Genomic DNA, 23,301 nt, shown 5'->3' with positions numbered 1-23,301 from the left:
TCTTCGCTATTCGCCATTCGCTACTCGCCAAGCAGAGAAACGACAAATGAACGGCCAGAATATCCGGATCCGGCTCAAGGCGTTCGATCACCGCATCCTCGATGCGTCGACGCGCGAGATCGTCAACACCGCCAAGCGCACGGGTGCGCAGGTGCGTGGACCGATTCCGCTCCCGACCAGGATCGAGAAGTTCACGGTGAACCGTTCGCCACATATCGACAAGAAGAGCCGCGAACAGTTCGAGATGCGCACGCACAAGCGCCTTTTGGACATCGTCGATCCGACTCCCCAGACGGTGGACGCGCTGATGAAGCTCGACCTCGCTGCCGGCGTCGACGTCGAGATCAAGCTCTGAGCCGCGGGACCTAAGGAAGCAAAGCCATGCGCACCGGAGTGGTCGCACAGAAGGTCGGAATGACACGGGTCTTCACCGAAGCCGGCGAGCACGTGCCGGTGACGGTGCTGAAACTCGCGGGTTGCCAGGTGATTGGTCATCGCACCAAGGACCGGAACGGATATGTGGCGCTGCAGCTTGGCGCCGGCAGCCGCAAGGTCAAGAACGTGTCGAAGGCCGAGCGCGGCAATTTCGCCGTCGCCAAGGTCGAGCCGAAACACACGATCGTGGAATTCCGCGTCAGTGACGACGGCATGATTCCGGTCGGTGCCGAGATCACGGCGGACCATTTTGTGATCGGCCAGTTCGTCGACGTGACCGGCACCACCATCGGCAAGGGTTTTGCCGGCGGCATGAAGCGCTGGAATTTCGGCGGTCTTCGCGCCTCGCATGGCGTGTCGATCTCGCACCGTTCGATCGGATCGACCGGTGGCCGCCAGGATCCGGGCAAGACCTTCAAGAACAAGAAGATGCCGGGTCATCTCGGTGTCGAGCGGGTGACCACGCTCAATCTCAAGGTGGTGCAGACCGATATCGAGCGCGGCCTGATCCTCGTCGAGGGCGCGGTGCCCGGTCACAAGGGCGGCTGGATCACCGTGCGGGACGCGGTGAAGAAGGCGCTTCCGAAGGACGCGCCCAAACCAGGCAAGTTCCGTGAAGCAGGCGCTTCGAATGGCGCCGCCGACAAGCCGGCGGAGGGCGCGGCCGAGTCCGCATCCGAAGCCGAGACCAAAGAGGGCGCATGATGGAACTCAAGATGCTCTCGCTCGACGGCGACGATGCCGGAGCCGTTACGCTGAACAAGGATATTTTCGGCCTTGAGCCGCGCGCGGACCTGATCCACCGCTGCGTGGTGTGGCAGCTTGCGAAGCGCAGGGCCGGCACCCACAAGGTGAAGAACCGTGCCGAGATCGCGCGCACCGGCAAGAAGCTGGCGGCTCAGAAGGGCACCGGCGGTGCGCGTCACGGCTCGCATCGGGTGAACCTGTTCCGTGGCGGCGGCCGTTCGTTCGGACCGGTGGTGCGCAGCCACGAAATCGGTCTGCCGAAGAAGGTGCGTTCGCTTGCTCTGCGCCACGCGCTTTCGGCCAAGGCTAGGGACGGCGGCATCGTGGTGCTCAACGAGGCCAAGCTGCAGGAAGGCAAGACCAGGATACTGAACGAACGCTTCGCCAAGCTAGACATCGCCAACGCGCTGATCATCGACGGCGCCGAGATTGATACGAATTTCCGCAATGCCGCGCGCAACATCCCGCATGTGGATGTGCTGCCGGTGGCCGGGATCAACGTCTACGACATCCTTCGCCACGGGAAGCTCGTGCTGACCAAGGCCGCTCTCGACGCGCTGGAGGCGCGCTTCAAATGAGCACCACAGATCCGCGCCATTACGACGTGATCCTGTCTCCGGTGATCACGGAAAAGTCCACCAACGCGTCCGAGTTCAACAAGGTCGTGTTCAAGGTGCGTCTCGATGCGACCAAGCCGCAGATCAAGGACGCGGTGGAAAAGCTGTTCGACGTGAAGGTCAAGGGCGTCAACACCATCGTCCGCAAGGGCAAGGTGAAGGCGTTCAAGGGTGTGATCGGCACCCAATCCAATACCAAGCGCGCGGTGGTGACCCTGGAAGAAGGTCATCGCATCGACGTGACGACGGGCCTCTGAGAAGCGGGGCAGGGAACGCGTTATGGCACTGAAGAAATACAAGCCGACCACGCCGGGGCAGCGCCAGCTGGTGCTGGTCGATCGCTCCACGCTCTATAAGGGCGCACCGGTCAAGACGCTGACCGAAGGCAAGCCCTCGACCGGTGGCCGCAACAACAACGGCCGCATCACCACGCGGTTTCGCGGTGGCGGTCACAAGAAGACGTTCCGCGTGGTCGACTTCAAGCGCAGGAAGTTCGATTCGCCGGCCAGGGTCGAGCGGCTGGAATACGATCCGAACCGCACGGCATTCATCGCGCTGGTGAAATACGACGACGGCGAGCTTGCCTATATCCTGGCGGCGCAGCGCATGGCGGTCGGCGACACGATCGTGGCCGGCGAACATGTCGACGTGAAGCCCGGCAACGCGATGCCCGCCGGAAACATTCCGATCGGCACCATCGTGCACAATATCGAGCTGAAGATCGGCAAGGGCGGACAGATCGCGCGGTCAGCCGGCTCTTATGCCCAGATCGTCGGCCGCGACGGCGAATACGTGATCGTGCGGCTGAATTCCGGCGAGCAGCGTCTGGTGCATGGCCGCTGCATGGCGACCATGGGCGCGGTCTCTAATCCGGATCACATGAACATTTCGATCGGCAAGGCCGGACGTACCCGCTGGCTTGGCCGTCGTCCGCATAACCGCGGTGTCTCCATGAACCCGGTCGATCATCCGCATGGCGGCGGCGAAGGCCGCACCTCCGGTGGTCGCCATCCGGTCAGCCCATGGGGCTTTCCGACCAAGGGCAAGAAGACCCGCAAGAACAAGTCCACCACCAAATTCATCATTTCGAGCCGCCACGCTCGGAAGAAAAAGAAATAGGGAACGATCGTCATGGCGCGTTCGGTCTGGAAGGGTCCATTCGTCGACGGCTATCTGCTGAAGAAGGCGGAGAAGGCGCGCGGGTCGGGACGGCACGAGGTCATCAAGATCTGGAGCCGCCGCTCGACCATCCTGCCGCAATTCGTCGGTCTGACCTTCGGTGTCTATAACGGCCAGAAACATGTGCCGGTTCAGGTGTCCGAAGAAATGGTCGGCCACAAGTTCGGCGAGTTTTCGCCGACGCGCACGTTTCACGGCCATTCGTCGGACCGCAAGGCCAAGCGCGCCGGCGCGTAAGCAGGATTGAGAGGGTAAAGTCATGGGCAAACCGGCGCGCGAGCGTACGCTCCCCGACAACGAAGCGAAGGCGATCGCCCGCAACATCCGGGTATCGCCGCAGAAGCTGAACCTGGTTGCGCAGCTGATCCGCGGCAAGAAGGTCGCAATGGCGCTCAACGACCTGCAGTTTTCGCGCAAGCGCATCGCGGTCGATGTCAAGAAGTGCCTGGAATCGGCGATCGCGAATGCCGAGAACAATCACGACCTCGATGTCGATGATCTGATCGTGGCGGAAGCCCATGTCGGCAAGGGTCTCGTCATGAAGCGCTGGGCGTCGCGTGGACGCGGTCGCTCGGGACGCATTTTCAAGCCGTTCTCTCACCTGACCATCGTGGTTCGTCAGGTCGAGCAGAAAGCGGCCTAGGGAGAATTTGGGATGGGTCAGAAGATCAATCCGATCGGGCTCAGGCTCGGCATCAACCGGACCTGGGACTCGCGCTGGTATGCCGGCAAGAACGAGTACGGCACGCTGCTGCATGAGGACATGAAGATTCGTGCGGAGTTGATGAAGCAGCTCAAGCAGGCGGCGGTGTCCAAGATCATCATCGAGCGCCCGCACAAGAAGTGCCGGGTGACGATCTATTCCGCACGTCCCGGCGTCGTGATCGGCAAGAAGGGCTCCGACATCGAGAAGCTGCGCAAATCGGTCGCGAAGCTCACGCAGTCGGATGTGGTGATCAACATCGTCGAGATCCGTAAGCCCGAGCTTGACGCGCAGCTGGTTGCCGAATCGATCGCCCAGCAACTGGAGCGCCGCGTGGCGTTCCGCCGCGCCATGAAGCGCGCGGTGCAGACCGCGATGCGTCTGGGTGCCGAAGGCATCCGCATCAACTGTTCGGGCCGCCTCGGCGGCGCCGAGATTGCGCGCCTCGAATGGTATCGCGAGGGGCGGGTGCCGCTGCATACGCTGCGTGCCGACGTCGATTACGGCGTGGCCACTGCTTTCACCACCTACGGCACCTGCGGCGTCAAGGTCTGGATCTTCAAGGGCGAGATCCTCGAACACGACTCGATGGCGCAGGACAAGAAGATGAACGAGGCCGACGCGGGCCGCCCGCGGCGCGAAATGACCGCCGGATAACGAGTAACCGTCATGCTGCAACCCAAGCGAACCAAATACCGCAAGGCCTTCAAGGGACGCATTCACGGCGTCGCCTCGTCGGGCAATGCGCTCGACTTCGGTCAGTTCGGCCTGAAGGCGATGGAACCCGAACGCATCACCGCGCGCCAGATCGAGGCGGCACGCCGCGCGCTGACCCGGCACATGAAGCGCGCCGGCCGCGTCTGGATCCGTATTTTCCCGGACGTGCCGGTGTCGAAGAAGCCGATCGAGGTTCGCATGGGAAAGGGCAAGGGTACGCCGGAGCTGTGGGTTGCCCGCGTGAAGCCCGGCCGGATCATTTTCGAGATCGATGGAGTGCCGGTCGCACTCGCCCGCGAGGCCTTGCATCTCGCGGCCGCGAAGCTGCCGATCAAGACGCGCTTCATCCAGCGCATTGCGGAGTGACGACGATGAAGGCAGCCGACGTCAAGGTCATGTCCGTCGATCAGATCGACGACGAGGTGCTGAAGCTGAAGAAGGAGCAGTTCAATCTGCGCTTCCAGCGTGCCACCGGTCAGCTCGAAAACACCTCGCGCGTGCGCCAGGTGCGCCGCGATATCGCGCGCCTGAAGACGGTCGCGCGCCAGAAGAAAGCCAAGTAAGGGGCCCATCATGCCGAAGCGTCAACTGCATGGCCTCGTGGTCAGCAACAAACAGGACAAGACGGTCGTCGTCAGCGTCGAGCGGCGTTTTACGCATCCGGTGCTGAAAAAGACCGTGCGGCGCACGACCAAGTTCCATGCCCATGACGAGACCAACGAATACTCGGTCGGCGACATGGTCTGGATCGAGGAACACAAGCCGATCTCGAAGCTGAAGCGCTGGACGGTGATCCAGGGCGAGAAAAAGAAAAAGGTGCTGTAAGCGCGGCTCCGCGCTGACGGCCGATGAAGGATTGGGTGCCTCATGATTCAGATGCAGACTAACCTGGACGTTGCCGACAATTCCGGCGCGCGCCGCGTCATGTGCATCAAGGTGCTGGGCGGCTCGAAGCGCAAATACGCGACCATCGGCGATGTCATCGTCGTATCGGTGAAGGAGGCGATCCCGCGCGGCCGTGTGAAGAAGGGCGACGTCATGAAGGCGGTCGTCGTGCGCATTTCGAAGGACATCAAGCGCTCGGATGGCTCGGTGATCCGCTTCGACCGCAATGCCGCGGTGCTGATCAACAATCAGCAGGAGCCTGTCGGGACCCGTATCTTTGGTCCGGTTCCGCGCGAATTGCGGGCCAAGAACCATATGAAGATCATTTCGCTCGCGCCGGAGGTGCTGTGATGGCGGCGAAAATCCGCAAAGGCGACAAGGTCGTCGTGCTTGCCGGCCGCGACAAGGGCCGCACCGGCGAAGTGATTTCGGTGCAACCGACCGAAGGGCGTGCGCTGGTGCGCGGCATCAACATGGTCAAGCGCCATCAGCGCCAGACTCCGCAGCAGGAAGGCGGCATCATCTCGAAAGAGGCGAGCATCCACCTGTCCAATATCGCGATCGCCGATCCGAAGGACGGCAAGCCGACCCGTGTCGGCTTCAAGATGATGAACGACGGGCGCAAAATCCGCGTCGCGCGGCGTTCGGGAGTTGAGATCGATGGCTGAAACCGAGATGCCAAAAGGCGAAACGTCCGAGAAGGGCGCCAAGAGGGGTGCGTCGGCAGGCGCCTACGTTCCGCGTCTGAAGGCGCAGTTCGAGAAGGACATCCGCGCCAAGCTGACCAAGGATTTCGGCTACACGAATCCGATGCAGGTGCCGGTGATCACCAAGGTCGTCCTCAATATGGGCGTCGGCGAGGGGGTGAACGACCGCAAGAAGGTCGACAATGCGGCCAACGATCTCGGCCTGATTGCAGGCCAGAAGGCGGTGATCACCAAATCGCGCAAGTCGATCGCGACCTTCAAGCTGCGCGACGGCCAGTCGATCGGGACCAAGGTGACGCTGCGCAAGGCGCGTATGTACGACTTCATCGACCGGCTGGTGAATATCGCGCTGCCACGCGTTCGCGATTTCCGCGGGCTGAATCCGAAGAGCTTCGACGGCATGGGCAATTATTCGCTTGGCCTCAAGGAACACATCGTGTTCCCGGAAATCGACTACGACAAGGCCCAGGAAGTCTGGGGCATGGATATCACGATCTGCACGACGGCACGCACCGACGAAGAGGCGCGTGCGCTGCTTGCGGCATTCAACTTCCCCTTCCGGCAGTGAGGGCTGAGAGCCCTCAGACGCGGATAGTCAGGAGACTTTGATGGCGAAGAAGAGTTCGATCGAGAAGAACAAGCGGCGGCGCCGGATGGCGAAGTCGTTTGGCGGCCGCCGTGAGCGGCTGAAGGCGATCGTCACCGACAAGACCAGGCCGTTGGAAGAGCGTTTCGCGGCATCGCTGAAGCTCGCCGAGTTGCCGCGCAATTCCGCGCCCTCGCGCGTGCGCAACCGGTGCGAGGTTACGGGCCGTCCACGCGCCTATTACCGCAAGCACAAGCTGTCGCGTATTGCGCTGCGCGAGCTCGGCAACAAGGGCCTGATCCCCGGCCTTGTGAAGTCGAGCTGGTGAGGAGGGGAAAGCCATGAACGACCCGATCGGCGATCTCATCACCCGTATCCGCAACGCGCAGGAGCGGCATAAGCAGAAGGTGTCGTCGCCTTCTTCCAAGCTTCGCGAGCGCGTGCTGGAAGTGCTGAAATCCGAGGGCTACATCCGCGGCTATTCGACCACGGAACACAAGGACGGGCGCAACGAACTCGAGATCGAGCTGAAATACTTCGATGGCACGCCGGTGATCCGCGAAATCTCCCGCGTATCCAAGCCTGGCCGCCGGGTCTATGTCGCGGTCAAGAACCTGCCGCGGGTCAATAACGGCCTCGGTATTTCCATTCTTTCGACCCCGAAGGGTGTCATGGCGGATCATTCCGCCCGCGACGCCAATGTCGGCGGCGAACTGCTCTGCACGGTGTTCTGATGTCGCGCGTCGGCAAAAAACCGGTCCCTGTCCCGTCAGGCGTCACCGCCAATGTGTCGGGCAAGACCATCAGCGTGAAGGGCCCGAAAGGCACCCTCTCGCTCGCAGTCGATGACCGCGTTGCGGTCGCCATGGACAAGGGTGAGATCAAGGTCGACCCGAAGGATGAGTCGAAGGAGGCGCGCGCGCTGTGGGGCACCACGCGTGCGAACCTGAACAACATCATGACCGGCGTCACCAAGGGCTTCGAGCGCAAGCTCGAAATCACCGGCGTCGGTTATCGTGCGGCGGTCCAGGGCAAGAACCTGCAACTCGCGCTCGGTTACAGCCACGACGTGCTGTATCCGATCCCGGAGGGCATCGCGGTTGCGACGCCTAAGCCGACCGAGATCCTGGTGACCGGCATCGACAAGAAAAAGGTCGGACAGGTTGCGGCCGAAATCCGCGCCTACCGTCCGCCGGAGCCCTACAAGGGCAAGGGCGTGCGATACGCTGACGAGTTCATCTTCCGCAAGGAAGGCAAGAAGAAGTAACGACCAAGGTCACTTCGATATGGCACACAAGACCCCCACAGAACGCCGAAAGGCACGCGTGCGCAGAGCCGTCAAGGCGGCCGCGAACGGCCGCATGCGCCTTACGGTGCACCGCTCGTCGAAGCATATCTACGCGCAGGTGATCGACGACACCAAGGGCGTGACGCTTGCTTCCGCGTCGTCGCTCGAAAAGGCGCAGCGCGAGGCCGGCAAGACCGGCGCCGACATCGAGGCGGCGAAGGCAGTCGGCAAGCTGGTCGCTGAGCGCGCGTCTCAGAAAGGCGTCAAGAACGTGGTCTTCGACCGCGGAAGTTACATGTATCACGGGCGCATCAAGGCGCTCGCCGACGCCGCGCGTGAAGGCGGACTGAGCTTCTAGAGGATCGACAGAATGGCACGAGAACCCAGGCGGGAACGCGAGCGCGGTGAGCGGGAAGAGTCGGAATTCATCGACAAGCTCGTTCACATCAACCGCGTCGCCAAGGTGGTAAAGGGCGGTCGGCGCTTCGGCTTCGCGGCGCTCGTGGTCGTCGGCGACCAGAAAGGCCGGGTCGGTTTCGGTCATGGCAAGGCACGAGAAGTGCCGGAAGCGATTCGCAAGGCGACGGATGCCGCGAAGCGCAGCCTGACCCGCGTGCCCCTCCGCGAGGGCCGTACGCTGCATCACGATGTGACCGGGCGTCACGGCGCGGGCAGGGTGCAGCTTCGCGCTGCGCCGGCCGGTACCGGCATCATTGCCGGCGGCCCGATGCGCGCGGTGTTCGAGTCGCTCGGCATGGCGGACGTGGTGGCGAAGTCGCTCGGCTCGTCCAACCCCTACAACATGGTTCGGGCGACCTTCGACGCATTGAAGAACCAGGATTCGCCGCGTTCGGTGGCGGCGCGCCGCTCGATGAAGGTATCGACATTGCAGGCCCGGCGCCGCGAAGAGGGTGTCGAGGCGACGGCCGAGTAATCGGCACAGCGATCCGGAAGGCAACGTGTCATGGCAGCGAACAAGACAATCAAGGTCGAGCAGACCGGCAGCCCGATCCGCCGCGAATCCACTCAGCGCGCGACGCTGATCGGGCTCGGGCTGAACAAGATCGGCCGCACCAAGGAAGTACCGGATACTCCGTCCACCCGCGGCATGATCGCCAAGGTGGCCCATCTCGTCCGCGTGGTCGAGGAAGGAAAGTAAGCGATGAAACTCAACCAGCTGGCCGGTCGGCCCGGCGCGTCGAAGGCGCGAACCCGCGTCGGGCGCGGCATCGGCTCCGGCAAGGGAAAGACCGGTGGACGCGGCGGCAAGGGCCAGACCGCGCGCAGCGGTGTGCGCATCAAGGGCTTCGAGGGCGGCCAGATGCCATTGCATCGGCGCCTGCCAAAGCGCGGTTTCCGCAACACCGCGTTTCAGCTCGACCTGAACGAGATCAATCTCGGCCGCGTTCAGGCTGCGCTCGATGCCGGCGTGCTCGATGCCGGCAATCCGGTCGATGTCGAAACCCTGGTCAAGGCCGGCATCCTCAGCCGCGCCCGCGGCGGCGTGAAGCTGCTTGGCGGTGGCGAGATCAAGGCCAAGGTCGAGTTTTCGGTGTGGCGTGCGTCGAAATCGGCGGTTGCGGCGGTGGAAAAGGCCGGGGGTTCGGTGAAGATACTGGCTCCCGCCAAGGAGGCCGCTGAGGAGCCACGCGGCAAGAACGCGCGCTTTGCAGCCGGCATCGACAAGCCGAAAATCGTCGAGGCCGCGCCGGCGGCGACCAAGAAGAAGGCCGACGACGGCGCAGCGAAGGCCCCCAAGGCCGAAAAGCCGGCCAAGCCCGCGGGCAAAAAGCCCGCGTGATCCCCATATGATGTCGCCGGGGCGCCATCGGGGTTAGCGCGGGTTCAGGAGCGAGCATGGTTTCAGCAGCGGAACAACTTGCGGCCAACATCAACTTCTCCGCGCTTGCCAAGGCCGAGGAGCTGAAAAAGCGAATCTGGTTCACGCTTGGCGCGCTGCTGGTCTACCGCCTTGGTACCTACATTCCGCTGCCGGGTATCGACCCGACCCAGTGGGAGCAGATCTTCCGCACCCAGGCCGGCGGCATCCTCGGCATGTTCAATATGTTCGCGGGCGGCGGCATCCAGCGCATGGCGATCTTTGCGCTGAACATCATGCCGTATATTTCCGCCTCGATCATCATTCAGCTGATGACGACGGTCTCTCCGACCCTCGAGGCCCTCAAGAAAGAGGGCGAGGCCGGTCGCAAGACGATCAACCAATATACCCGCTACCTGACCGTGTTTCTTGCCGCCGTGCAGGCCTATGGCATCGCCATCGGTCTCGAGGGCGCGGCCAATGTGATCAGCGATCCGGGCTGGTTCTTCCGCATCTCGACGGTCATCACCTTGACTGGTGGCACCATGTTCCTGATGTGGCTCGGCGAGCAGATCACCTCGCGCGGCATCGGCAATGGCATTTCGCTCATCATCATGGCGGGCATCGTCGCGGAACTGCCGTCGGCGATCGCCGGCACCCTCGAACTCGGTCGCCAGGGCGCGCTGTCGACTGGGCTGATCCTGCTTGTGATCCTGATGGCGTTCGTGGTCACCGCCTTTATCGTTTTCATGGAGCGCGCGCAGCGGCGCCTGCTGATCCAGTATCCGAAGCGCCAGGTCGGCAATCGGATGTTCGAGGGTCAGAGTTCTCATCTTCCGTTGAAGCTCAATACCTCCGGCGTGATCCCGCCGATCTTCGCGTCGTCGCTGCTGCTGTTGCCTACCACGATCGCGAATTTCAACGCCGGCAGCGGACCGGGCTGGCTCACCACCATTACCACCCAGCTCAGCCACGGACGGCCGCTGTTCCTGATCCTCTACGTGTCGCTGATCGTGTTCTTCGCGTTCTTCTATACTGCGATCGTGTTCAACCCGACCGAGACTGCGGAAAACCTCAAGAAGCATGGCGGGTTCATCCCGGGCATCCGGCCGGGCGAGCGAACGGCGGAATACATCGATTACGTACTCACGCGCATAACCGTTGTCGGCGCGATCTATCTCTCGATCGTCTGCATCATTCCGGAAATCCTGATTTCCTATGCTGCGGTGCCATTCTATTTCGGCGGTACCTCGCTGCTGATTGTGGTCAGCGTGACCATGGACACGGTCGCACAGGTGCAGGGTCACCTGCTGGCGCATCAGTATGAAGGCCTGATCAAGAAATCGAAGTTGCGGGGGCGACGAAGATGAGGCTGATCCTGCTCGGACCGCCGGGAGCGGGCAAGGGCACACAGGCGCAGCGGCTGGTCGACAAGCACGGTATCGTGCAGCTCTCCACCGGAGACATGCTGCGCGCCGCCGTCAAGGCCGAAACGCCCGTCGGTATGCGGGCGAAGGACATCATGGCACGCGGTGAACTCGTGCCGGACGAGGTGGTGGTCGGCATCATCGAGGAGCGGATCGAGCAGCCGGACGCAAAGGACGGGTTTATCCTGGACGGCTTTCCACGCACCGTGGCGCAGGCCGAGGCGCTGGAGAAGCTGCTGGCAAAAAAGGGCCTGAAGCTCGATGCGGTGATCGAGCTTGAGGTCGATGACCAGGCGCTGCTGCAGCGAATAGAAAAGCGTGTTGCCGAGATGCAGGCCCGCGGCGAGCCGGTGCGCGCCGACGACAACGCCGAATCACTGAAAAAGCGGCTCGACGCGTATCACGCCCAGACCGCGCCCTTGTCCCACTATTACCGCAAGAAGGGGCTGCACCGGGCGACCAACGGGATGTCCGCGATTGACGAGGTCACCGCGGCGATCGGGGAACTGCTCGCGGCACCGGCTCCGCGCAAGAGGGCGCCGTCGCGCAAGCGGACGGCCAGGGGCGCGCCGGGCCGTCGCGCAGCCGGCCGCAAGCCGCCGTCGCGCAGAACCGCCGCCCGGACGCCTTCCAAGGGTTCCAAGAGCGCGACCAAAACGGTATCCAGGGGTGGCGCTTCCAAGGCGAAAAAGGCGGTCAAGGGACGGAGTCGGAAGGCCGGTTCCAAGGCGAAGGCGGCCAAGAGCGGCAAGTCGGCCGGCACGCGTCACAAGGCTGTCAAAGGCAGGAATTCAGGCCGGAACAGGGCTGCAAAAGCCCGTTCCGCGCGCGGCCGGAGGTTGACGAAGCGCCGGTGAATTCGTACATAGCGCGTTATTCAGTGGGAGAACGTACGCACGATGCCGGGCCCCAAGAGAGGCGGGGGCAGGGTGTCGTGCTAGTCCTTTGCGGTCCCCTCCGAACGACACGGATCAGAAGCACGGACAGAATGTAGAGGTTGATCGGCAGCCCTGACAGGCTACCGGCACATGGAGCGAGATCGTGGCCCGTATTGCAGGCGTCAACATTCCGACCAACAAGCGCGTCGTCGTCGCGCTTCAGTATATCCATGGAATCGGCGAGCAGGCCGCCGATCACATCATGCAGCAGCTACACATCCCGTATGAACGGCGTGTGTCGCAGCTGACCGACGCCGAGGTCCTGCAGATCCGCGAAATGATCGACCGCGAATACACGGTTGAGGGCGACCTCCGCCGTGAGACGGCCATGAACATCAAGCGCCTCATGGATCTCGGCTGTTACCGGGGTCTGCGTCACCGCAAGGGCCTCCCGGTTCGCGGCCAGCGTACGCATACCAACGCCCGCACCCGAAAGGGTCCTGCGAAGGCGATTGCCGGCAAGAAGAAGTAGTTTTCGGATCGGTCGCTCCCGGCCGCGACGCGTATTCGCGGGTTTCGGGGGGCGCTGCGAAAGGATTGAGAATGGCAAAAGAAGTAACGCGCGTCCGCCGCCGGGAACGCAAGAATATCGTGTCCGGCGTCGCGCATGTGAACGCCAGCTTCAACAACACCATGATCACCATAACCGACGCGCAAGGCAACACCATTGCGTGGTCGACGGCGGGGACCATGGGGTTCAAGGGTTCGCGCAAGTCGACGCCCTATGCCGCGCAGGTGGCAAGCGAAGACGCCGCCAAGAAGGCGGCCGAGCATGGCATGCGGACGCTGGAGGTCGAGGTGTCGGGTCCTGGTTCGGGTCGCGAGAGCGCGCTGCGTGCGCTGCAGGCGGCGGGCTTCACCATCACTTCGATCCGCGACGTGACGCCCATTCCGCATAACGGCTGTCGGCCGAGGAAGCGGCGCAGGGTATGAGCAGCGACATTCTGACCCGGCGGCCGGATGGCACGTCCTCCGTCGCCGACACGTCTCACGGGGCCGGTTCGTTTGAAACCACCCGGGATCCGCAGGGCAAGACCGAGCCGGTCAAGGCGATGGGTGCAAACGTGACGATCCAGAAGAATTGGCAGGAACTGATCAGGCCGAACAAGCTGCAGGTATCGGCGGGGGCCGACCCTCGCCGCGAGGCGACACTGGTGGCCGAGCCGCTCGAGCGCGGCTTCGGACTGACGCTCGGCAACGCGCTTCGGCGCATCTTGTTGTCCTCGCTGCAGGGCGCGGCCGTGCAATCGGTCCATATCGACGGCGTGCTGCATGAGTTTTCGTCGATTCCCGGCGTGCGCGAGGACGTCACCGACATCGTCCTCAACATCAAGGACATTGCCATCAAGATGCAGGGCGAAGGTCCTAAGCGCATGGTGGTGAAGAAGTCGGGTCCCGGCGTCGTCACCGCGGGCGACATCTCCACAGTCGGCGACATCGTGATCCTCAATCCGGACCTGGTCCTCTGCACACTCGACGAGGGCGCGGAAATCCGCATGGAGTTTACCGTCAATACCGGCAAGGGTTACATCACCTCCGAGCGCAACCGTCCCGAGGATGCGCCGATTGGCCTGATCCCGGTCGACAGCCTCTATTCGCCGGTGAAGAAGGTTTCCTACAAGGTCGAGAATACCCGCGAAGGCCAGATTCTCGACTACGACAAGCTGACCTTGCAGATCGAGACCAACGGCGCGGTTAGCCCTGAGGACTCGCTCGCCTATGCGGCGCGCATCCTGCAGGACCAGCTCAATGTGTTCGTGAATTTCGAGGAGCCGCGCAAGGAAGTGGTCGCGGAGTCGATCCCGGACCTCGCCTTCAACCCGGCCTTCCTCAAGAAGGTCGACGAACTCGAACTGTCGGTGCGTTCGGCGAACTGCCTGAAGAACGACAACATCGTCTATATCGGCGACCTCGTTCAGAAGACCGAAGCCGAGATGCTCCGTACCCCGAATTTTGGCCGCAAGTCGCTCAACGAGATCAAGGAAGTGCTGGCGCAGATGGGTTTGCATCTCGGCATGGAAGTGCCGGGCTGGCCGCCGGAGAATATCGACGACCTCGCCAAGCGTTTCGAGGACCATTACTGAGTTCGAGTTGACAGCCGCTGCCGGCTCGTTTCGGCAGCGGCTTCATTTTGGGCGAACGCAGGAAGCCCACCTGAGCACAACGTCCGGCGGATTGTCGCGACGCGGAGAAGATAAGGAAACAAGCCCATGCGTCACGGTAATGCACACCGCAAGCTCAATCGCACCGCCGAGCACCGCAAGGCGATGTTCGCGAACATGTGCGCGGCGCTGATCAAGCACGAGCAGATCATTACCACGCTGCCGAAGGCGAAGGACCTGCGTCCGATTGTCGAGAAGCTGATCACGCTCGGCAAGCGCGGCGACCTGCATGCGCGCCGCCAGGCAGTCGCGCAGATGCGCGACGTCGACATGGTCAAGAAGCTGTTCGACGTGATGGGCCCACGTTACAAGGATCGCAACGGCGGCTATACCCGCATCATCAAGGCCGGATTCCGATACGGCGATTCCGCGCCGGTCGCGGTGATCGAGTTCGTCGATCGCGACGAGGACGCCAAGGGTCTGGATTCCGGACCGGTGCAGGCGAAGGTGGTCGAGGAGAATGCCTCGGCGTGATCGCGGTCGGAATCGTGACCGCGGTTTCCAGGAAGATTACCGAAAGAGCGGCCGCTTGTGCCGCTCTTTTTTTATCGGTCCGGTTCCTGATCATCGCAGTCGGGATCGCCCTGTTTGTCGGGTCCGCGATGGTGTCGAGGGTCCATGCCGAAGGCGGTCCTGCGCGTGCGCTGCTCGAGGCTGCAGCGCGTGGTGACGTCGCTTCCGTCGGGCGCTCGCTGGCCGCAGGAGAGAAAGTCGATATTCGGGACGCCGCCGGCCGGACGCCGCTCCTGCTCGCAACGCATGGCAATCACACCGAGACCGCGAAGGCTCTGATCACGGCCGGTGCCGACGTCAACGCAAAGGACGACATCCAGGACAGTCCGTATCTCTATGCCGGCGCCCACGGCCGCACCGAGATTCTGAGGCTGACGCTGGTCGCTGGCGCCGACCTGAAGAGCCTCAACCGCTACGGCGGCACCGCGCTGATCCCGGCGTGCCATTACGGTCATGTCGAGAATGTCAGGCTGCTGCTCGGCACGGCGATCGACATCGACCATGTCAACCGGCTCGGCTGGACCGCGCTGCTCGAAGCCGTCATCCTTGGCGACGGCGGTCCGGCCCATATCGAGATCGTGCGGCTCCTTCTGGAAGCGGGCGCGAATCCTTCGATTGCGGATCGCGAGGGCGTAACGCCGCTCGATCATGCGCGGCGCCGTGGCTTCGCGCAGATGGTGCGGCTTCTCGAAAGGCGCGAGGCGCGTTAGCGGAAACGGAACGGCGCGGTGAAGCGCCGAAGAGGCAATTGTGTCCGATCCGGTCGATACCTATACCGAAGTCACGAGACGCTCCTGGGGCGACAAGATCGCCGGGTCGCTGATCGGCTTGGTGCTTGGACCGCTTCTTGTCATCGGCGCCTGCATTGCGCTGTTCTGGAACGAGGGACGGGCGGTGCAGACCGCGCGCTCCCTGACCGAAGGCGCTTCCGTCGTCGTCGACGTAGCGGCGTCGCCCGTCAGCCTCGCCAACCAGGGGCTCCTTGTCCATGTCACCGGCGAGATGAAGGCCTCGACGAAGCTTTCCGATCCCGATTTCGGGTTAACCGCCGATGCCATACGCCTGATCCGCGACGTCGCAATGTATCAGTGGAAAGAAGACAGCAAGAGCGAGACCCGCAAGAATGCCGGCGGTAGCGAGGAAACGGTCACGACCTACACCTACAAGCGCGAATGGTCGGGTCGGCCGATCGACTCCTCCAAGTTCAAGGAGCCGGGGCTGCACGAAAATCCGCCGATGACCATCCGCGACCGCGATGTGATCTCGCGCGACGCGACGCTCGGCGCGTTCCGGCTCGGCGAGGCCGCCATCCGGCGCTTCAACACCGACACCCGGCTCGAGGTCGAGCCGTCGATCGCCGGCGCCGTGCAGGAAAAGTTGAACCGGCCGGCCGACATCCAGGTCGGCCAGATCTATCTGTCGGACGATCCGGGCTCGCCGCGGATCGGCGATTACCGGGTCGGCTACAGGATCGTGCCGGTCGGGATCGGGAGCGTGGTGGCGCGGCAGACCGGCACCGAACTGACGGGCTACCCGACCAAGGCGGGCGACGTCATCCTGCTCGCACATACCGGCAGCCAGTCCGCCGCCGACATGTTCAAGGCCGCGCAGGACGAGAACCGCGTGCTCACCTGGATTCTGCGGGCCGTGTTCACGATGCTGGTGTTCATCGGCTTCGTGTTCTCGACCAGAATCCTGGTTGCGCTCGCAGATGTGCTGCCGTTCGTCGGCAATCTGATGCAGGCGACCACCTTCGCCGCCGCGCTGGCGCTCACCGCCATTATCGCCCCGCTGACCATCGCGATCGCCTGGCTGTTCTACCGGCCGCTGATCTCGCTGGGGGTGGCGGCCGGCGGCGCCGCGCTGGCCTACGGGGTGCTTCGGCTGATCGCTGCGCGAAAGGCAATGGCTCCGGCGGGTGCTCCAGGACCGGGACCGGTCCGGCAATGATCATCGCGCCGAGCGTTTATGGGCGATCCGACTACCCATCTGCGCACATACCTGCCAAGCCGCAGTCATCAAATTTCGCCGCAGGCAGGGGCCGTTGAATCTACTGCTTCTTCTTCTGACGGCCTGTCCGCAGCGCATTGTAGAGATCGGCGGGTGCGAAATCGTCGGTCAGCATCACGCCTTGCGACGTATCCAGCGTCTCCAGCGGCTTTGCGATCAGCCCGGGCAGGGAAAAGCGGAACTTGAACCTGACCTGCAATTCATTGGCACGCCTGACCACGGTTTCACGGTCACGCGGTTTCAGCGTACCGACCGCGATCACTTCGCCTTCTCCGGTCGGGTACAGATGCACCGACGGAAATTCCGAGCGCATCGTCATGATCGTGGAGACATAAAGCTTGGTGCCGTCATGGATGTTGACCGCGACCGCACCGTCCGGTGTCAGGTTGCGCTTCACCAGGCGGAAGAATTCCTTGGTCAGGAGGTGGAACGGAATGTAGCCGCCGTGGAAAGCGTCGCACAGGATCAGGTCGAAGGGCTGCTTGTTGCGGTTGAGGAAAACGCGGCCATCGCCGTCGAGATAGCGCACGCGCTCGCTTTCGCGGATGCCGAAATATTTCTTCGCGGCGGTGATGACGCCGGGGTCGATCTCGACCGTATCGATGGTCACGTCCGGGATATGGCGGCCGAGATAGGTCGAGATTGTGCCGCCGCCGAGCCCGATCATCAGGATTCGCTTCAACTCGGCCGGATAGGCGACCGCCATGGTCATCTGCCGCGCGACAGGAAGCGGCAGGTCGTCGGCGTCCGTCAGATTGATGGTGGATTGGGTATAGTCCCAGCCCTTGAGCTGGAACGCCATGTGCAACTCGGATTTCTCCTTGAAGACGAATATGTCGTTATACGTGGTTTCCACATGGTCGATCTGGCCGTCCTTGCGGGTGAGCAATTGCTCGCGCACCTTCATGTCGACCAGGTCCTCGCCCGCCGCGGAACCGGGCGCGAGCGCGACCGAGCCTGAGGCCAGCAAGCCCGCGAGCAGTGCGGCCGGAACGGCCCGTGCCAGCCGGTTCGCGGCGATCAGCGCGAGGCCGGACACGATGCCGGCTATGCCGGCCGTGATCGTGATCGCGCGCGAGCCCATAAGCGGGATCAGATAGAACGTCGTGCCAAGCGTGCCGACGATGCTGCCCAGAGTGTTGATGCCATAGACCGTGCCGGAGACGCGTCCGGAATGGGCGGGGTTGCGAAGGAGAAGCCGGATGCCAAACGGAGAAAACATGCCGAGAAAGGTCACCGGGAAGAACAGGATCGCCATCGACGCCACGAGGCTTCCCGTGCGGACATCGTCGATGCCGTTGAGGAGCATTTCCAGCATCCGCTCGGCGAAAACCGGGACCAGCAGGATATAGACGGAGCCGATGATGACCGTCATGCCGAGCACCGTCATCGACGGCGCGCGGTCGGCGAGCCAGCCGCCGAGGAAATAGCCGACGCACAAGGCCGCCAGCACGGTCGAGATCAGGGCCGCCCAGGTGTAGATGCCGCTGCCGAAATAGGGGTTCAGGTAGCGCGAGCCCAGCATCTCGAAGCTCATGACGATGGTGCCGACCACAAAGGCCGCAAGATAGACGATGAGCGCGACGGAGGTCGCGGCCTTACCTGCCTGATCGGTCACAAATGTCTCCTGCTGCAGTCTTGCCCCGGCCGGATTGCCGGCGATCCCCGCAACCCGGTACAAGCTTTTGGTGTCATTGGATTATTGGTCATGGCCGATGAATGGCATGTGTACGGGAAACGCTTCAATTGCCGCGACGATCGGCCTATACGTAACAGCACAATCTCTGGGAATTCGCATGACCGGATGCCGCACGCTTACCCTGTTCGCGACCCTGGCGCTGAGCGCGCTTGCACTGTTGCCACCCGCGCAGGCGCAGGACCGCAAGGTTCCCCGCTCGGCTGCGGAACTGAAACTGTCCTTCGCGCCCGTCGTCAGGCGGGCAGCGCCCCCGGTGGTCAACGTCTACGCCGCCCGGACCGTCGAGGTGCGCAACCCGCTGTTCGACGACCCGATGTTCCGCCGGTTTTTTGGTGCGCCGGGCAACATCCCGCGCGAGCAGATGCAGCGCTCGCTCGGATCCGGCGTGATCGTCGATCCCGGCGGGCTCATCATCACCAACAACCACGTGGTGGAGGGTGCGACGGAGGTAAAGGTGTCGCTCGCCGACAAGCGCGAGTTCGAGGCCGAGATCGTCCTGAAGGATGCCCGTACCGATCTCGCGGTCCTGAGAATCAAGGAGCCGAAGGAGCGCTTCCCCGCGATCGAGTTCGGCAATTCCGACGAACTCGAGGTCGGGGATGTGGTGCTGGCGATTGGCAACCCGTTCGGGGTCGGGCAGACGGTCACGCACGGGATCGTGTCGGCGCTTGCGCGCACTCAGATCGGCATCACCGACTATCAGTTCTTCATCCAGACCGATGCCGCAATCAACCCCGGCAATTCCGGTGGCGCGCTCGTCGATCTGACAGGCAAGCTCGTCGGCATCAACACCGCGATCTTCTCGCGCTCGGGCGGCTCGCAGGGTATCGGCTTTGCGATCCCGGCGGAAATGGTGAAGGTGGTGGTTGCCTCCGCGCTTGGCGGCGGCAGCGCCGTGAAACGCCCGTGGCTCGGTGCGAAGCTGCAGAATGTCACGCCGGAGATCGCCGAAGGCCTCGGTCTCAAGCGGGCGTCGGGTGCACTGGTCGCGGGCATCAGCGCAAGTTCGCCCGCCGCGCGGGCGGGACTCAAGATCGGCGATGTCATCGTTTCGATCGATGGCCAGGTCGTCGAAGACCAGAACGGCTTCGACTACCGCTTTGGCACGAGGCCGCTTGGCGGCCAGGCACAGGTGGGTCTGCTGCGCAACGGACGCGAGACCTCGATCGTGGTCGCGCTGCAAAGTGCTCCCGAGCTTCCGCGCGAGGAGGTCGTGATCAAGTCGCGCTCGCCGCTGTCCGGCGCCAAGGTTGGCAATCTGTCACCGGCGCTCGCCGAAGAAATGCGTCTCGATCCGTCCGCCGAAGGCGTGGTGGTCCTCGATATCGGGCGAGGGTCGATTGCGCAACGGCTGGGCTTCCGGAAGGGTGACGTGGTGGTTGCCATCAACGACAAGCGCGTTGCCAGCAGCAAGGAGTTGGAACGGATCACCCGCGATCCGGCGCGGCTCTGGGAAATCACGATTTTGCGCGCCGGGCGTCAGGTCACGGCGCGATTCCCGGGATGAATCTTCCATGACCCCGCGCGCGAAGCCGGGCGGTCCCAACCTCTTCACTGCGGCGGGACTCGACAGGACCACCCCGCGTCCGCTCGCTGACAGGCTGCGTCCGCAAGAGCTGAGCGATGTCGTCGGCCAGGACCAATTGCTCGGTCCCGACGGCGTGCTGACGCGCATGCTCACGACGCGATCTCTCGGCTCGCTGATTTTCTGGGGTCCTCCGGGCACCGGCAAGACCACGGTCGCGCGGCTGCTGGCACAGGAAACCGACCTGCAATTCGAACAGATTTCCGCGATCTTCACCGGCGTCGCCGACCTGAAAAAGGTGTTCGAACAGGCGCGCGCCCGGCGCGAGACCGGGCAGGGCACGCTTCTCTTCGTCGACGAGATTCACCGCTTCAACCGCGCCCAGCAGGACTCGTTTCTGCCGGTGGTGGAGGATGGCACCATCGTCCTGGTCGGCGCCACCACGGAGAACCCGTCCTTCGAACTGAACGCGCCGCTGCTCTCGCGCGCCCGCGTGCTGGTCTTCCGTTCGCTGGATGCCGACGCGGTCGGCAAGCTGCTCGCGCGCGCCGAGGCGATCGAAGGGAAGCCGCTGCCGCTCGACGACCATGCGCGGGCCTCGCTCAACCGCATGGCCGACGGCGACGGACGCGCGTCGCTCACACTCGCGGAAGAAGTCTGGCGGGCGGCGCGGCCGGGCGAGATATTTGACGAGGCGGCGCTGCAGGACGTCGTGCAGCGGCGCGCCCCGATCTACGACAAGAGCCAGGACGGCCATTACAATCTGATCTCGGCCCTGCACAAGTCGGTTCGCGGCTCCGATCCCGACGCATCGCTCTATTATCTCGCGCGCATGTTCGATGCCGGCGAGGATCCGCTCTACATCGCACGTCGCGTTGTCCGCATGGCGGTGGAGGATATCGGGCTCGCCGATCCGCAGGCGCTGGTGATCTGCAATGCCGCGAAGGACGCCTATGATTTTCTGGGCTCGCCGGAGGGAGAACTCGCAATCGCACAGGCCGTAGTCTATGTCGCAACGGCGCCGAAATCGAACGCGGCCTACAGGGCCTATGGTGCGGCGATGCGGGCGGCGAAACAGCACGGCTCGCTGCTGCCGCCAAAGCACATCCTCAACGCCCCAACGCGGCTGATGAAGGAGGAGGGTTACGGCCGCGGCTATGCCTATGACCATGACACCGCGGATGCCTTTTCCGGCCAGAACTATTTTCCCGACGCGCTGCCGCGCCAGACCTTCTACGATCCGCCAGAGCGCGGATTCGAGCGCGAGATCCGCAAACGGCTGGATTACTGGGCGAAGATCAGGAAGGACAGGAGCGGGGAATAGGCGTCGTGAGAATTCTTGGCGGTGCGGTTCTTTGCGGTTTGACGCTCTGGCTCTGCGGCGGCGGCGCGCTGGCCACCGATCCGCTGTTCATGGGCCGCTGGTCCATCGATCCCGCCGGCTGCAGGGGCTTTGGCCAGACCGCACGGACGACAGCGCTGGTCATCACCGATCGTTCGGTCGAATGGTTTCAGGCCTCCTGCACGATCAAGAAGTCCTATCGCATTGCCAACGGACTTTATCTGGAGGCAAGTTGCTTTGGGCAGGGACGCTCACGGACCATGCCGATCGGCCTGCAACTGAAGGGCAGCAAGCTGAACGTCACCTGGGACCGGACCGCCGCAGGCGAGATGCAGCGCTGCCGGTAGATTTCCGTGCGGAAACATCGCCGCGCTCCTGAGGCGGGTTGCCAATCGTTGCGCTGCAATCTATAATTGCAATTCTGAGGCGATGTCACGCTTCGCCCATTCAGCCGTGCGTGCTGGAGCTGGCAATGTCAGGCCAATCTGCCGGGTTAAGCAGGCGGCGATTTACCATCGTCGGCGGGTCGGTCCTGTTCACGCTGGGTGCGGCACCACTTGTTCTTGGCCGGACTGCGTCCGGACAATCCACGCGGGTTCGCCGCGCCATTCACCGACTGGTGCGCCCGGATGGGAGCCACGATCCCGATCTCGCCCGATATGTCGCGGCGCTGAAAGCGCTTCAGGAGAACCATCGTCTGCTCTGGGAGCAGCTTCGAAACTTCCACGACCAGTTCTGCAGTGGCGCGGGCGCCAGGGAAGTTCATTTCAACTGGGCGTTCGTGCCGTGGCATCGCGCCTATCTCGTAACCTACGAGAGAATATTGCGCGAAGTGTCGAAGCAGGATTCGGTCGCCATTCCCTATTGGGACTGGTTTGCAAGCAATGCATTCCCGCCGGTCTTCCGGACCGGTCCCCTCAATCACACCGCCAGACGCATTCCGGGCCGTCCGATCAACAACGCCGACCGTGGGCTCGGTCCCGCCGGCGAACGGAGCAACTATCAGGTGTTCGCGGCCTTCGGCCGCGGCAATTTCTTGGGGACGCCGCAGAGCTTCTTCGGCGCCGACGCTCCGGGGGGCAATCGGCGTTCGGCGGGCCTTCCGGAGTCCGGCGGTCATTCCGGCATGCACAATTATGTCGGCGGCGACATGGCCGATCTCAACCGGGCTGCCCGTGACCCCTGCTTTTATTCGCATCACGCCAATGTCGATCGCATGATGGAGCTCTGGAAGCGGAACATCCGGGGAAGCAATTCCAGCTGGCGCGCGGAATCCGGCCCGTGGCTCAACACGACTTTTACCTTCCGTTTCGACAACAAGCGCGTCTATGCGTATCGAGTCCGCGATCTGCTCGACACTGAAACAGTCGCCGACGCGGACGGTGTCCGGCTCGCCTATACCTACGACAATATTGGCGCCCCGGGCGCGGTCGCTTCATCTGTTCCGGCGCCCTCCGTGCTTTCGCTCGACGGGGCGGTGGTTCAGGCCGGCGGTCTCTCGTTCGAGCCTCCCAAGCAGATCATCAGTCTCGGTCCCTTGCGCGTGACGCCGGAGACGTCCCGGACCAGCGCGGTCACGCTGTCGACACCGGCACAGGGCGCCCTCAAGGAATTTCTCAATCGCGACCGCTCGAAGGAGTTGCAGAATTTCACGGCCGACACCGCAGCCGGCGGTGGCGCACGGATCGGCGCAAGCGTAGTCCTGAGGCTGGAGAAGATTCAGATTCCGCCTCACAATTTCCAAATCAATTTTTTCCTCAATGAGAAAAATCCGTCCATTTCGGATATCGACACGAGCAACAACTACATCGCCTCCTTCAATCACGTTCCGTCGCATGCGAACACGATCGAACTCGATGTTCTCGAAGTCGACGTATCGGAACGGTTGCGCGATCGCATTGCCGAGCTTGGTTCGGTGCAGATATCGACGGTGACCGAGTATCTTCCGCCAGGCAGCGCGCCGGTGGTGATTGGAAACATATCATTCGTCATTCGGTAGGCC

At 63.2% G+C, this 23,301-nt stretch carries 33 protein-coding genes and 1 pseudogene; 33 read left to right on the top strand and 1 reads right to left on the bottom strand.

The window, feature by feature from the left end; all coding sequences use genetic code 11:
• The first annotated feature begins 46 nt into the window (after positions 1–46).
• The 29 genes and pseudogenes from rpsJ to AB7F49_RS05560 all read left to right on the top strand — a co-directional run bounded on the left by rpsJ (position 47) and on the right by AB7F49_RS05560 (position 16,673).
• Positions 47–355: a 30S ribosomal protein S10 gene (rpsJ, locus tag AB7F49_RS05700; RefSeq protein ID WP_326863391.1), complete on the top strand. Its 309-nt coding sequence runs from the start codon at positions 47–49 to the stop codon at positions 353–355.
• Between the two features lie 26 nt (positions 356–381).
• The gene (gene rplC / locus AB7F49_RS05695) at positions 382–1,140 is read left to right on the top strand and encodes a 50S ribosomal protein L3 (RefSeq protein WP_428520854.1); all 759 of its coding nucleotides are present in this window, start codon (positions 382–384) and stop codon (positions 1,138–1,140) included.
• Entirely contained in the window at positions 1,140–1,760 is a 621-nt protein-coding gene (rplD, locus tag AB7F49_RS05690; RefSeq protein WP_428520861.1) for a 50S ribosomal protein L4, read from the top strand. The genes rplC and rplD overlap by 1 nt, the downstream gene beginning before the upstream one ends.
• The gene (locus AB7F49_RS05685) at positions 1,757–2,056 is read left to right on the top strand and encodes a 50S ribosomal protein L23 (protein WP_428520853.1); all 300 of its coding nucleotides are present in this window, start codon (positions 1,757–1,759) and stop codon (positions 2,054–2,056) included. The genes rplD and AB7F49_RS05685 overlap by 4 nt, the downstream gene beginning before the upstream one ends.
• Before the next feature lie 22 nt (positions 2,057–2,078).
• Positions 2,079–2,918, top strand: a complete 840-nt coding sequence (gene rplB, locus AB7F49_RS05680; RefSeq protein WP_428520852.1) for a 50S ribosomal protein L2 — start codon at positions 2,079–2,081, stop codon at positions 2,916–2,918.
• A gap of 12 nt (positions 2,919–2,930) precedes the next feature.
• A complete protein-coding gene (gene rpsS, locus AB7F49_RS05675) occupies positions 2,931–3,215 on the top strand; it encodes a 30S ribosomal protein S19 (RefSeq protein ID WP_428520851.1) in 285 nt (94 codons plus the stop codon).
• 22 nt (positions 3,216–3,237) lie between these two features.
• Positions 3,238–3,621 (top strand): 50S ribosomal protein L22, encoded by a 384-nt coding sequence (rplV, locus tag AB7F49_RS05670; RefSeq protein WP_428520850.1) that lies wholly within the window; start codon positions 3,238–3,240, stop codon positions 3,619–3,621.
• A gap of 12 nt (positions 3,622–3,633) precedes the next feature.
• Positions 3,634–4,338 carry a 30S ribosomal protein S3 gene (rpsC, locus tag AB7F49_RS05665; RefSeq protein ID WP_428520849.1) on the top strand — a complete coding sequence of 235 codons (705 nt, stop codon included), beginning with the start codon at positions 3,634–3,636 and terminating at the stop codon, positions 4,336–4,338.
• A 12-nt stretch (positions 4,339–4,350) separates the two neighbouring features.
• Positions 4,351–4,764: a 50S ribosomal protein L16 gene (gene rplP / locus AB7F49_RS05660; RefSeq protein ID WP_428520848.1), complete on the top strand. Its 414-nt coding sequence runs from the start codon at positions 4,351–4,353 to the stop codon at positions 4,762–4,764.
• Complete coding sequence (gene rpmC / locus AB7F49_RS05655; RefSeq protein WP_428520847.1) at positions 4,761–4,961, top strand: 50S ribosomal protein L29; 201 nt, start codon at positions 4,761–4,763, stop codon at positions 4,959–4,961. The genes rplP and rpmC overlap by 4 nt, the downstream gene beginning before the upstream one ends.
• Positions 4,962–4,971: 10 nt before the next feature.
• Positions 4,972–5,223, top strand: a complete 252-nt coding sequence (gene rpsQ, locus AB7F49_RS05650) for a 30S ribosomal protein S17 (protein ID WP_428520846.1) — start codon at positions 4,972–4,974, stop codon at positions 5,221–5,223.
• Between the two features lie 42 nt (positions 5,224–5,265).
• Positions 5,266–5,634, top strand: a complete 369-nt coding sequence (gene rplN, locus AB7F49_RS05645) for a 50S ribosomal protein L14 (RefSeq protein WP_325611702.1) — start codon at positions 5,266–5,268, stop codon at positions 5,632–5,634.
• The gene (gene rplX / locus AB7F49_RS05640; RefSeq protein WP_428520845.1) at positions 5,634–5,951 is read left to right on the top strand and encodes a 50S ribosomal protein L24; all 318 of its coding nucleotides are present in this window, start codon (positions 5,634–5,636) and stop codon (positions 5,949–5,951) included. The genes rplN and rplX overlap by 1 nt, the downstream gene beginning before the upstream one ends.
• Before the next feature lie 7 nt (positions 5,952–5,958).
• Entirely contained in the window at positions 5,959–6,558 is a 600-nt protein-coding gene (gene rplE, locus AB7F49_RS05635; protein WP_428520860.1) for a 50S ribosomal protein L5, read from the top strand.
• Positions 6,559–6,598: 40 nt separating this feature from the next.
• Positions 6,599–6,904 carry a 30S ribosomal protein S14 gene (gene rpsN / locus AB7F49_RS05630; RefSeq protein WP_428520844.1) on the top strand — a complete coding sequence of 102 codons (306 nt, stop codon included), beginning with the start codon at positions 6,599–6,601 and terminating at the stop codon, positions 6,902–6,904.
• Positions 6,905–6,917: 13 nt separating this feature from the next.
• Positions 6,918–7,310 carry a 30S ribosomal protein S8 gene (gene rpsH / locus AB7F49_RS05625; RefSeq protein WP_428520843.1) on the top strand — a complete coding sequence of 131 codons (393 nt, stop codon included), beginning with the start codon at positions 6,918–6,920 and terminating at the stop codon, positions 7,308–7,310.
• Positions 7,310–7,843, top strand: coding sequence for a 50S ribosomal protein L6 (rplF, locus tag AB7F49_RS05620; protein ID WP_428520842.1), 534 nt, complete (start codon positions 7,310–7,312; stop codon positions 7,841–7,843). Before rpsH ends, rplF begins: the two co-directional genes overlap by 1 nt.
• 19 nt (positions 7,844–7,862) lie before the next feature.
• Positions 7,863–8,222, top strand: a complete 360-nt coding sequence (gene rplR / locus AB7F49_RS05615) for a 50S ribosomal protein L18 (RefSeq protein ID WP_428520841.1) — start codon at positions 7,863–7,865, stop codon at positions 8,220–8,222.
• Positions 8,223–8,234: 12 nt separating this feature from the next.
• A complete protein-coding gene (rpsE, locus tag AB7F49_RS05610) occupies positions 8,235–8,798 on the top strand; it encodes a 30S ribosomal protein S5 (RefSeq protein ID WP_428520840.1) in 564 nt (187 codons plus the stop codon).
• Positions 8,799–8,828: 30 nt separating this feature from the next.
• Entirely contained in the window at positions 8,829–9,023 is a 195-nt protein-coding gene (gene rpmD, locus AB7F49_RS05605) for a 50S ribosomal protein L30 (protein ID WP_428520839.1), read from the top strand.
• Positions 9,024–9,026: 3 nt separating this feature from the next.
• Positions 9,027–9,506 (top strand): annotated as a pseudogene (gene rplO / locus AB7F49_RS05600) (50S ribosomal protein L15); the annotation flags it as partial.
• A 215-nt stretch (positions 9,507–9,721) separates the two neighbouring features.
• On the top strand, positions 9,722–11,053 hold the full coding sequence (gene secY / locus AB7F49_RS05595) for a preprotein translocase subunit SecY (protein WP_428520838.1): 1,332 nt from the start codon (positions 9,722–9,724) through the stop codon (positions 11,051–11,053).
• A complete protein-coding gene (locus AB7F49_RS05590) occupies positions 11,050–11,967 on the top strand; it encodes an adenylate kinase (protein ID WP_428520837.1) in 918 nt (305 codons plus the stop codon). The genes secY and AB7F49_RS05590 overlap by 4 nt, the downstream gene beginning before the upstream one ends.
• 184 nt (positions 11,968–12,151) lie before the next feature.
• Positions 12,152–12,520, top strand: coding sequence for a 30S ribosomal protein S13 (gene rpsM / locus AB7F49_RS05585; RefSeq protein ID WP_428520836.1), 369 nt, complete (start codon positions 12,152–12,154; stop codon positions 12,518–12,520).
• A 71-nt stretch (positions 12,521–12,591) separates the two neighbouring features.
• A complete protein-coding gene (gene rpsK / locus AB7F49_RS05580; RefSeq protein ID WP_325704718.1) occupies positions 12,592–12,981 on the top strand; it encodes a 30S ribosomal protein S11 in 390 nt (129 codons plus the stop codon).
• Positions 12,982–13,100: 119 nt separating this feature from the next.
• Positions 13,101–14,132 (top strand): DNA-directed RNA polymerase subunit alpha, encoded by a 1,032-nt coding sequence (locus AB7F49_RS05575; protein WP_428520859.1) that lies wholly within the window; start codon positions 13,101–13,103, stop codon positions 14,130–14,132.
• A gap of 126 nt (positions 14,133–14,258) precedes the next feature.
• The gene (gene rplQ / locus AB7F49_RS05570) at positions 14,259–14,684 is read left to right on the top strand and encodes a 50S ribosomal protein L17 (protein ID WP_428520835.1); all 426 of its coding nucleotides are present in this window, start codon (positions 14,259–14,261) and stop codon (positions 14,682–14,684) included.
• Positions 14,685–14,812: 128 nt separating this feature from the next.
• Complete coding sequence (locus tag AB7F49_RS05565; protein WP_428520858.1) at positions 14,813–15,433, top strand: ankyrin repeat domain-containing protein; 621 nt, start codon at positions 14,813–14,815, stop codon at positions 15,431–15,433.
• A gap of 40 nt (positions 15,434–15,473) precedes the next feature.
• Entirely contained in the window at positions 15,474–16,673 is a 1,200-nt protein-coding gene (locus tag AB7F49_RS05560) for a TMEM43 family protein (protein ID WP_428520834.1), read from the top strand.
• A gap of 100 nt (positions 16,674–16,773) precedes the next feature.
• Here AB7F49_RS05560 and AB7F49_RS05555 read toward each other — a convergent pair whose 3' ends face one another.
• Positions 16,774–18,351, bottom strand: a complete 1,578-nt coding sequence (locus AB7F49_RS05555; protein WP_428520833.1) for a spermidine synthase — start codon at positions 18,349–18,351, stop codon at positions 16,774–16,776.
• Between the two features lie 178 nt (positions 18,352–18,529).
• Between AB7F49_RS05555 and AB7F49_RS05550 the strand changes: the two genes are divergently transcribed.
• The 4 genes from AB7F49_RS05550 (at position 18,530) to AB7F49_RS05535 (ending at position 23,298) form a co-directional block, all read left to right on the top strand.
• Positions 18,530–19,939 carry a DegQ family serine endoprotease gene (locus tag AB7F49_RS05550; RefSeq protein ID WP_428520832.1) on the top strand — a complete coding sequence of 470 codons (1,410 nt, stop codon included), beginning with the start codon at positions 18,530–18,532 and terminating at the stop codon, positions 19,937–19,939.
• A gap of 7 nt (positions 19,940–19,946) precedes the next feature.
• Entirely contained in the window at positions 19,947–21,281 is a 1,335-nt protein-coding gene (locus AB7F49_RS05545; RefSeq protein WP_428520831.1) for a replication-associated recombination protein A, read from the top strand.
• A gap of 5 nt (positions 21,282–21,286) precedes the next feature.
• Complete coding sequence (locus AB7F49_RS05540; RefSeq protein WP_428520830.1) at positions 21,287–21,646, top strand: hypothetical protein; 360 nt, start codon at positions 21,287–21,289, stop codon at positions 21,644–21,646.
• A gap of 125 nt (positions 21,647–21,771) precedes the next feature.
• Positions 21,772–23,298, top strand: a complete 1,527-nt coding sequence (locus AB7F49_RS05535; protein ID WP_428520829.1) for a tyrosinase family protein — start codon at positions 21,772–21,774, stop codon at positions 23,296–23,298.
• The last annotated feature ends 3 nt before the right edge of the window (positions 23,299–23,301 follow it).

The sequence above is a fragment of the Pseudorhodoplanes sp. genome, from assembly GCF_050250235.1.
Lineage (GTDB): Bacteria > Pseudomonadota > Alphaproteobacteria > Rhizobiales > Xanthobacteraceae > Pseudorhodoplanes.
This window is presented reverse-complemented; position numbering and strand designations above follow the sequence as displayed.